Origin of the sequence: Romboutsia timonensis (genome assembly GCF_900106845.1) — a bacterium.
In the GTDB taxonomy this organism is placed as follows: domain Bacteria; phylum Bacillota; class Clostridia; order Peptostreptococcales; family Peptostreptococcaceae; genus Romboutsia; species Romboutsia timonensis.
Genome location: NZ_LT629850.1, coordinates 536787 through 545985 on the forward strand (window position 1 = coordinate 536787; position 9199 = coordinate 545985).

Sequence of the window (9199 nt, forward strand, 5' to 3'; positions counted from 1 at the left end):
AATTGTCTTATTTGTTTTGGATAGTTATCTTTACTATTTCCTCTTTTTAAAAATAATAAATTTATATCTTTTTCAGTTTTTAACTCAGGCGTTAGCCTTTTGTTAATGTAACCTTTATCACCTATAATAGAAATTGAATTATATTTGTCACATAAATCCCATACTGCATTTCTATCATCAACATTTGCAGGCGTTATAACATAGTCAGTTAAGAAACCATCTATTGTAGTAAGTGCGTGAAACTTAAATCCAAAATAGGTTTGTTTTTTTGATGGACATACTCCATAAGAGGCTTCGCCTTTAAAACATTTACTGAAATGTGCTCTGCCAAACTCACAAACTGGAATCGGCATACTATCTATAACTCTTATATTATTCGAATAAGATTGAATATACAATGAAATATACTCTCTTATTTCATTAATTACAGAATGTAAATTTCGTTTTGTCCTATTAAATCTAGTTCTATCTCCTAACTTTGGAAATAGTTTTGAATATTCTCTACTCAATAAGCTGAAAAATGCTTTTTCTGAATCTATAGTTAGAAGTTCACCAACTATACTTATAGTTATTATTTCGCTATCGCAAAGTTTGCTATCTTTGATATTACGTCTATTTCTAATACTTATAGGTATGATATCATTATATATATCATCGACTATTGTAAAAATTATAGTAAATAAATCCGTTAAATTTTCTACTTTCTGGATATAATAATTATTAAGCTCCAACATTGTAGTAACCCTCCTTTAGATTGGTGATAATCTTAGGGTACTATATTTGTTGGAGTTTTATTATTGTAAAATTTAACTAGCACAACGGATTAAATCAAACATTTTTTTATCCATATCCAGAAAATCTTATAAATATAACTGATTCTGGAAAAGGAAGAAAATTATAATAAAATTAATTACATATACACTTAAGTAAATTGGTAATAATAAAGATACAACAATAAGAAAGGATGATTTTATGTTAAATAAATTAGCTAAAAACCAATATGTAAAAATAATAAAAAGTAACTTAGAAAATAGTGATATAGAATACGGTGTAGTATTAAATGATGAAAATGAAAAGTATGATATAATGAGTATTGGATTTGAAAATAAAAATGGTAAATTTGTAGAATATCCAACAAATGTAGAAAACTTAGTACAATCTTATACTACTCAAGATGCACAATTTGATGAAGTAAAAGAAAATGAAGTAAGAAGAAAAATGAATATATGGTTAGAAAATAATTATAAAAGTAATTATAAAATATAATTATATAGGGGAGTATGTTTACTCTCCTTTTGTTGTTTAAATGCAAAATTTTTATCTATAAATATCAATATGGAAAAATTTATACTAAAATGATATAATTATTATAATTAAGGGGGGAATTTAAAGTGAACCAGTACACAAATATTAACTCTCAGTTAGAAGCTTTAAAGCTTAAAGATATAGAAACATATTTTTATGAAAAAATAGGTAACAATGCTAGTATAATTCCTAAAGTCACACCTTTTAAAGGTATAAATACGGATATGTTATATATAAAAGATAATAAATTGTTATTTATAAAGTTTATGGATACAACAGAAGATTTATTTTTTATATTAGAAGAAGAGTTACTAGAAGTAATGAATGAAGAATATGAACTTTTAAAAATAAAAATGGAACAATCAAAATTAAATATAGAATATAATTATGTCTTTGTAATGCCATATGTTGATATAGATGATGCATATAAATTTGAAGATTTTATAGAAAATAATTTAATAGACCAAACTAAGCTTGAAGAGATTTTAACGGGTGAAGTATTAATAGATAAATATCTTAAAGGTAAAAATAATGAAATAGATCTAAATTTATTTTTATTAAAAATATGCCCAGAATACTATGTATTAAATGATAAAATACATTTAAATAATAGTTTTAAAAAAATTTCATTTTATAGTGATGATTATAAATATAGTGCAACACCTCTAAGTGAAGAACAAATAAAGGATATAATATCTATAAACTATGGAAATACATTACTTACAGGAGGGGCAGGAACTGGTAAAACCACTCTTATGTTATCAAAAGTCATGAAGTTAGCAAGAGTTTATCCTCATCATAGATTTTTGATACTAACTCATACAAAACAAGAATGTAATGAATTAAGAGAGAAACTACAAGTTCTATATAAAGAAAATACTAATATAGACATATATACACTTAATGCATTTGTACTCAAATTAGCTAAAAAGTATAATTTAGTGGTTGATTATAATATGCTGAAAAAGGATTATTATAAAACTTTTAACAATATAGTAAAACAAGCTAGAAATATTATCAAAAATAAGAATATGTTTAAAGGGATATTTATAGATGAGGCAGAGAGTTTTTCTAAAGATGAAATTGAATTTATAAGAGAGTTCCTATATAAGACAAAATATATATTTAATGTTTTTTCGTGTAATAGTTTAAATATATCAAATAATGTTAATATATTTAAGGACAACCTAAAAGAAATAAAATTTGATGAGCATATAAATTTAAAGAAAAATTATAGACAATCTAAAGAACTTGTTGATTTTAACAATAACTTCTGTGAAAATATAGATAGATATATAAAAAAATTAAGAAGTAACGTTAAAACTACGGGATTCTATAAAACAGAGGATATAAAGCCTAGTACAAAATCTGTAGACATAATAAAGGTAAGTGACTTAGAAGAACAAATAAGTTCTGTTATTTGGGAAGTTGAGTATCTTATAAATCAAAAAGGCTTAGATTATTCTGAGATAGCAATAATATATCCATATAATAAGAAAAAGTTAAAAAGTGGAAAGGTTATGTATTTCCAATATATGCTTAGAAAAGCATTAGAAAAGGCAAACATACCATATATATATGCAGAGGAAAACTTAACTAATATAAGTAAAAAAGTAGGTATAACAATATCTAATATATATACAATAAAGAATTTAGAGTATAAGGCATGTGTAATTTGCCAACTAGAAATGCTATACAACCATACTATAAATGACACAACTCAAGATTATCAGATAAATGATTTTATAGGAGACTTAAATAAAGTATATTTAGCTACAAATAGGGCTTGCGATTATTTAAGTATAGTTACAGCTTTTAATGAAGAGACTAGCGATATTATAAAGCTTCTTATTGAATCTAAATAAAAAGAAGCACTAAATGTGCTTCTTTTTATTTTAAACTATTTAATTAAAAAGAAATATGCAAGTACTAATATACCAAGAACTATTCTATAATATCCAAATACTTTAAAGTCATGTTTCTTAATATAATCAAGTAAGAATTTTATAGCTAATATTGAAACTATATATGCAACAATAGATCCTGTTGCAAGGATTAACCATTCAAAACCACTAAATGCAAAGCCTGTCTTAACAAGTTTTAATGCACTTGCACCAAGCATAGTAGGCACAGCTAGGAAGAATGAGAATTCTGTTGCTATATATCTAGACGTTCCAAGTAAAACAGCACCAATTATAGTAGATCCAGATCTAGATGTACCAGGTATTAATGCTAAACATTGGAATAAACCTATACCAATAGCTAGCTTATAGCTGACTTCAGAAAAACTATTAACTGATGGTTTTTTATTTCTGTTTTCAAGCATAATCATAATTATACCATATACTATTAAAGCTATAGCAACTGTAGTTGGGTTAAAGAATAATGCATCTATTGTATCATCAAATAATAAACCAAGTATACCTGATGGTATAACTGCTATTATAACTTTAATCCATAAATCGATAGTTTCACTTTTTTGAATTTTAGTTTTTGAAACATCAAAAGGATTTAGTTTTTTAAAGAAAATTGTAAGAACAGCTAGTATAGAACCAAACTGAATTACTACTAAAAATGTACTCATAAAAGTTTCTGATACATTCATTTTTATGAATTCATTAAATAAAATCATATGACCTGTACTACTTACAGGTAGCCACTCTGTTATACCTTGAACAATACCTATAAGAGCGGCTTTAAAAAGTTCCATTAATTCCATTAATTAAATTACCTCCTATGTAAAATAATAATTTTGGTAAATAAACGCTATGTATAAGTATATCAACAATATAAAATATATTCAATATATAGATAAAAATGTTAAAAAATATAAGAAAGGGAAAATATCCATGGAGAATGAAAAAGTGCTAGAAGATATAGAGTATGAAGTTTTTAAAGACTTTTCTAAAAAGCTGGAGCCAACAACTAAACATGATTATTTATCTAAGGTAATATTATTTAAGAAATTTTTACAAGATAAAGAATTAGTATATGCAAATAAAGAAGATTGTAAAAAATTTATAGATTATGTTCAAATAATATATAAAAAATCAACTTGTGAGAAGATATATAGTTATTTACATAGTTTTTATAATTACTTAAAAAAGGAAGAATATATAGAAATAAATCCATTTAGATATGTTGAAAAGCCAACAGTTAGTAGAATAAAAAGTAAAGATGATGTACTTAGTATTCCAGAGATAAATAAGCTTATAGATACATTGTATAAATTAAATATAAGAGATAAAACTATAATAGTATTTTTAATAACTACTGGATGCTTGCTTAATGAACTAGTTAGTTTAAAATGGAAAGATCTTATGGTAGATGATAAAGACAACTACTACGTACGACTAGGAAAAAAGAAAAAAGAAAGAATAGTTAAACTCCATCCATATTGCTTTAGATTAATAGAGGAATATAGACATTACTCATTATTACCAGAAGTTATAATGCCGACAGAAGATTTTGTTTTTACAACTCAAAAAAGTAATTATATAACAGATCGAAATGTCAGACTAATAGTAAGAAAAGCACTAGATTTAGCTGGACTTTCAAATTATTCAGCTAAAGACTTTAGACATTCATTTGCAGCCATAAGTTTAAGGCTTGGAGCTGATGAAGAAGATGTAAAAAATCAGTTGGGATGGAGTGATAAATATTACGCTATAAGATACAAGTATGTGTTAAATTTTGTAGATAGTCAAAGTGTAGATTACTTAATAGATAATGATGAAATTTTGATTAACACTAAATGAACAAATGGATAAAAATGCTTGTTATTGTTCGTAATGTTTTATATAATTATTATATAAATTATATTCAAGGAAGGTGCATATTATGATGGACAACAAATACACTACATATACAAATCCTCTGACAGATAGATACTGCAGTAAAGATATGAGCTATATATTCTCTCCTCAGTTCAAATTTTCAACTTGGAGAAAGTTATGGGTTGCTTTAGCAGAAGGAGAAAAAGAGCTAGGTATAAATATAACTGAAGAGCAATTAGATGAATTAAGAAATAATATAGATAATATAAATTTTGATGAAGCTAGAAAAATAGAAAAAGAAGTAAGACATGATGTTATGAGTCATGTTAAAGCTTATGGTCTTCAATGTGACAAAGCTAAGGGAATAATACATTTAGGAGCAACTTCAGCTTATGTTGGAGATAACACTGATGTTATACAAATGAATGAAGCATTAAAACTTATAAGAGTAAAGCTTGTTAACTTAATAAATAATTTAAAAGAATTCTCTCTTAAATATAAGGATGTTCCAACATTAGGATTTACTCATTTCCAAGCAGCTCAACTTACAACAGTAGGAAAGAGAGCTACTTTATGGGCACAAGATTTAATACTTGACTTAGAAGACTTAAACTATAGAATAGATAACATGAAACTAAGAGGAGTAAAAGGTACTACTGGAACACAAGCAAGTTTCTTAAGTTTATTTGAAGGTGATCATCAAAAGGTATCAGAACTTGATAAAATAGTATGCAAAAAAATGGGATACAAGTCTTCTTATGCTGTAAGTGGACAAACATATACTAGAAAGTTAGATTATCAAGTTTTAAGTATATTATCTGGGATAGCTCAAAGTATGCATAAAATGACTAATGATATAAGACTTTTACAAAGCTTAAAAGAATTAGAAGAACCATTTGAAAAAAATCAAATAGGTTCATCTGCTATGGCTTATAAAAGAAATCCTATGAGAAGTGAAAGAATAGCATCGTTATCTAAGTATATAATAACTGAATCATTAAGTCCTGCTTTAGTTCAAGCAACTCAATGGTTAGAAAGAAGTTTAGATGACTCAGCTAACAAGAGATTAGCTATACCTCAGGCTTTTATGGCAGCAGATGCTATACTTGAAATAGGAATAAACGTTACAGATGGTTTAGTAGTATATGAAAATATGATAAATAAGCATATAAATGAAGAACTTCCTTTTATGGCTACAGAAACTATACTTATGGAAGCTGTAAAAAGAGGTGGGGATAGACAAGAACTACATGAGATTATAAGAGAGTACTCTATGAAAGCTGCATATAGAGTTAAGCAAGAAGGATTAAACAATAATCTGATAGATCTTATAATAGAAGATCCTGCTTTTAAAATGAGTAAAGAAGAAATACTATCTATAATGGATCCTAAAAACTTTGTTGGAAGAGCACCAGAACAAGTGGTAGAGTTCGTGAATGAAACATTAGAACCTGCTATAAAAGAATACAAAGAATTAATAGGTAACATAAAAGTAGATTTACATGTTTAATTAAAAAATAATTTATAAAAAAGACTATGTATAGTATATAGAAGTATTTATAGCTATACATGGTCTTTTTTTATAAGTACAGATTATAAATACTCTTAAACCTAAAATAATGATAATAAACAAAAATCCTCTATATATGAATTAAATTTTATATAACTGTAAAAATTAATATCATATTTAAGCAAGGAGGAGTCATAATGGGTGAAAATACAAATACAACAAAAAAATTGACACTAGTATCACTTATACTTATGATTTTTACATCAGTATTTGGATTTGCTAATATGCCAAGAGCGTTTTATCTTATGGGATATGCAGCAATACCATGGTATGTACTAAGTGCAATATTATTCTTCATACCTTATGCATTTATGATGGCAGAGTATGGATCTGCATTTAAAAAAGAAACAGGGGGAATATACTCCTGGATGGAAAAATCTGTAGGTCCTAAATATGCTTTTATAGGTACATTTATGTGGTATGCATCTTATATAATATGGATGGTAAATGTTTCATCTACAATTTGGGTACCACTATCTAATGCTATATTTGGTAGCGACAGAACAGGATCCTTAAGTTTATTAGGTTTAAGTTCTATACAATCACTAGGTATACTGGGATGTCTATGGATATTACTAGTAACGTTTATAGCCTCAAAAGGTGTAGAAAAGATAACTAAAGTAACTTCTGTAGGTGGTACGGCAGTAGCATTACTTAATTTAGTATTATTAATAGGAGGACTTGTAGTTTTAGCTTCAAATGGATTTCAGTTTAAGCAACCTATATTAAATATTGCAAGAGATTTTACAACTTCACCAAATCCTGCATATCAGACACCTCTTAGTATTTTATCATTCCTAACATTTGCAATATTTGCATTTGGAGGTCTTGAGGTTTTAGGGGGACTTGTTGACCAAACTGAAAATGCTGAAACAACATTCCCCAAAGGCCTTACTATATCAGCTATAGTCATAGCAGTAGGATATGCAATAGGTATATTTGCTTGTGGTATGTTTACTAATTGGAATGATGTATTATCATTAGATACTGTTAATATGGCTAATGTTGCTTATGTATTAATGAGAAATTTAGGATACGAGCTTGGAATGACTTTTGGTATGAGTCAAGCATCTGCCATAACTTTAGGGTTATGGGTTGCTAGGTTTGTTGGGCTTTCAATGTTTTTAGCTTTAACAGGGGCTTTCTTTACATTAACTTATTCTCCTTTGAAAACGTTGATAGAAGGCTCACCTAAGAAATTATGGCCAGGAAAATTTGCTGAAATAAAAGATGGAATGCCTGTAAATGCTATGTGGATTCAAGCTATAATAGCTATTTTAATAATACTTGTAGTATCTTTTGGAGGAAGTAATGGTCAAGCATTCTTTGCACTTTTAGTTCTTATGACAAATGTTGCAATGACTATACCATATATATTCTTATCAGGAGCCTTTCCGGTATTTAAGAAAAAGCAATTGGCTGGAGAAGTAGAAAAACCGTTTATGGTATATAAGTCGTATGGAATGGCTTTAACAGCATCAATCATAGTTAGCTTTGTTGTTGGATTTGCAAATGTATTTAGTATAATAGAGCCAGCTATAAATGGAAGAATTACAGATACAGTATTTATGATAGCAGGACCTGTAATATTCTCTATTATAGCATTTATATTATATTACTTATATGAAAAAAAGTAGGCTAGTAAAAAAGATAAGGTCATATACCTTATCTTTTAATTTTTTGAGTATAAGGAAAAAACATTAAACTTTGTTTCACAAGCTATAATGAAAATGATTGTTTTTTAATGGCTTCGCCTATAATCAATATAAAGCGAGTAATAAACCTTGAATATAATGTAGTAATACGATTCTTACAAGGAAACTAGGAATAGTAGCTGATAAGAACAAGATATTGTGCAAATAGCACGTGTAGGAATTTTTTTAGGACAGTTACTATAAATTCGCTTTATATCTTGTTATGGAGGTAACTATGGATGCAATCGTAGAAAGATGTGCTGGGTTAGATGTTCATTTGGATACAGTGGTAGCATGTGTTTTATATGGTAAATTAGATATAAAACCTAAAAAAGAAGTAAAGACATTTTCTACAACTACTAAAGGATTGTTAGAATTATTGGATTTCATAAATCAGAAAGAATGTACTCATGTAGCTATGGAAAGTACAGGAATCTATTGGAAGCCTGTATGGAATATACTTGAAAGCGGAGCTTTTGACTTAATAGTAGCAAATGCTAAAAAAATAAAAAATGTACCGGGAAGAAAAACAGATGTCAAAGATGCAGAATGGATAGCTAGCTTATTAAGATGCGGTTTAATAGAAAAAAGCTTTGTACCACCAGAGAGAATTCGAGATTTAAGGGATTTAACTAGGTTAAGAAAAGAATTGTTAGGTGAAGTTAATAGAAATAAAAATAGAATCCATAAGGTGTTACAAGATGCAAATATAAAAATATCAAGTGTACTTTCAGATGTATTTGGAGAAACTGGAAAATCTATTTTAAATCAAATAATAGGTAATCAATGTATCACAGAAGAATTTATTTATTCATTGTATGAAGGAAGAGGAAAATCAAAGTTAAAATCTACCC

Annotated in this window: 8 protein-coding genes; 6 read left to right on the forward strand and 2 right to left on the reverse strand. The window is 27.3% G+C overall.

The genetic code is table 11. The features are described 5' to 3' along the window. A partial coding sequence (locus BN7997_RS05170; protein WP_071119798.1) for an IS982 family transposase occupies window positions 1-734 on the reverse strand: 734 nt, incomplete at its 3' end. Between the two features lie 238 nt (window positions 735-972). On the opposite strand from BN7997_RS05170, the gene BN7997_RS05175 reads away from it, so the two are divergent. Next, window positions 973-1266 (forward strand): hypothetical protein, encoded by a 294-nt coding sequence (locus BN7997_RS05175; protein WP_071119799.1) that lies wholly within the window; start codon window positions 973-975, stop codon window positions 1264-1266. 125 nt (window positions 1267-1391) lie between these two features. Next, window positions 1392-3170, forward strand: coding sequence for a UvrD-helicase domain-containing protein (locus BN7997_RS05180; RefSeq protein ID WP_071119800.1), 1779 nt, complete (start codon window positions 1392-1394; stop codon window positions 3168-3170). A gap of 35 nt (window positions 3171-3205) precedes the next feature. On the opposite strand, the gene BN7997_RS05185 is transcribed toward BN7997_RS05180, so the two are convergent. Next, entirely contained in the window at window positions 3206-4024 is an 819-nt protein-coding gene (locus BN7997_RS05185) for an undecaprenyl-diphosphate phosphatase (RefSeq protein WP_143023167.1), read from the reverse strand. A 130-nt stretch (window positions 4025-4154) separates the two neighbouring features. On the opposite strand from BN7997_RS05185, the gene BN7997_RS05190 reads away from it, so the two are divergent. The 4 genes from BN7997_RS05190 to BN7997_RS05205 all read left to right on the forward strand — a co-directional run. Next, window positions 4155-5063, forward strand: a complete 909-nt coding sequence (locus tag BN7997_RS05190; protein WP_071119801.1) for a tyrosine-type recombinase/integrase — start codon at window positions 4155-4157, stop codon at window positions 5061-5063. An 82-nt stretch (window positions 5064-5145) separates the two neighbouring features. Next, complete coding sequence (purB, locus tag BN7997_RS05195) at window positions 5146-6591, forward strand: adenylosuccinate lyase (protein WP_143023168.1); 1446 nt, start codon at window positions 5146-5148, stop codon at window positions 6589-6591. A 197-nt stretch (window positions 6592-6788) separates the two neighbouring features. Next, window positions 6789-8288, forward strand: a complete 1500-nt coding sequence (gene yjeM / locus BN7997_RS05200) for a glutamate/gamma-aminobutyrate family transporter YjeM (RefSeq protein WP_071119802.1) — start codon at window positions 6789-6791, stop codon at window positions 8286-8288. 292 nt (window positions 8289-8580) lie between these two features. Next, a partial coding sequence (locus BN7997_RS05205; protein WP_207645580.1) for an IS110 family RNA-guided transposase occupies window positions 8581-9199 on the forward strand: 619 nt, incomplete at its 3' end.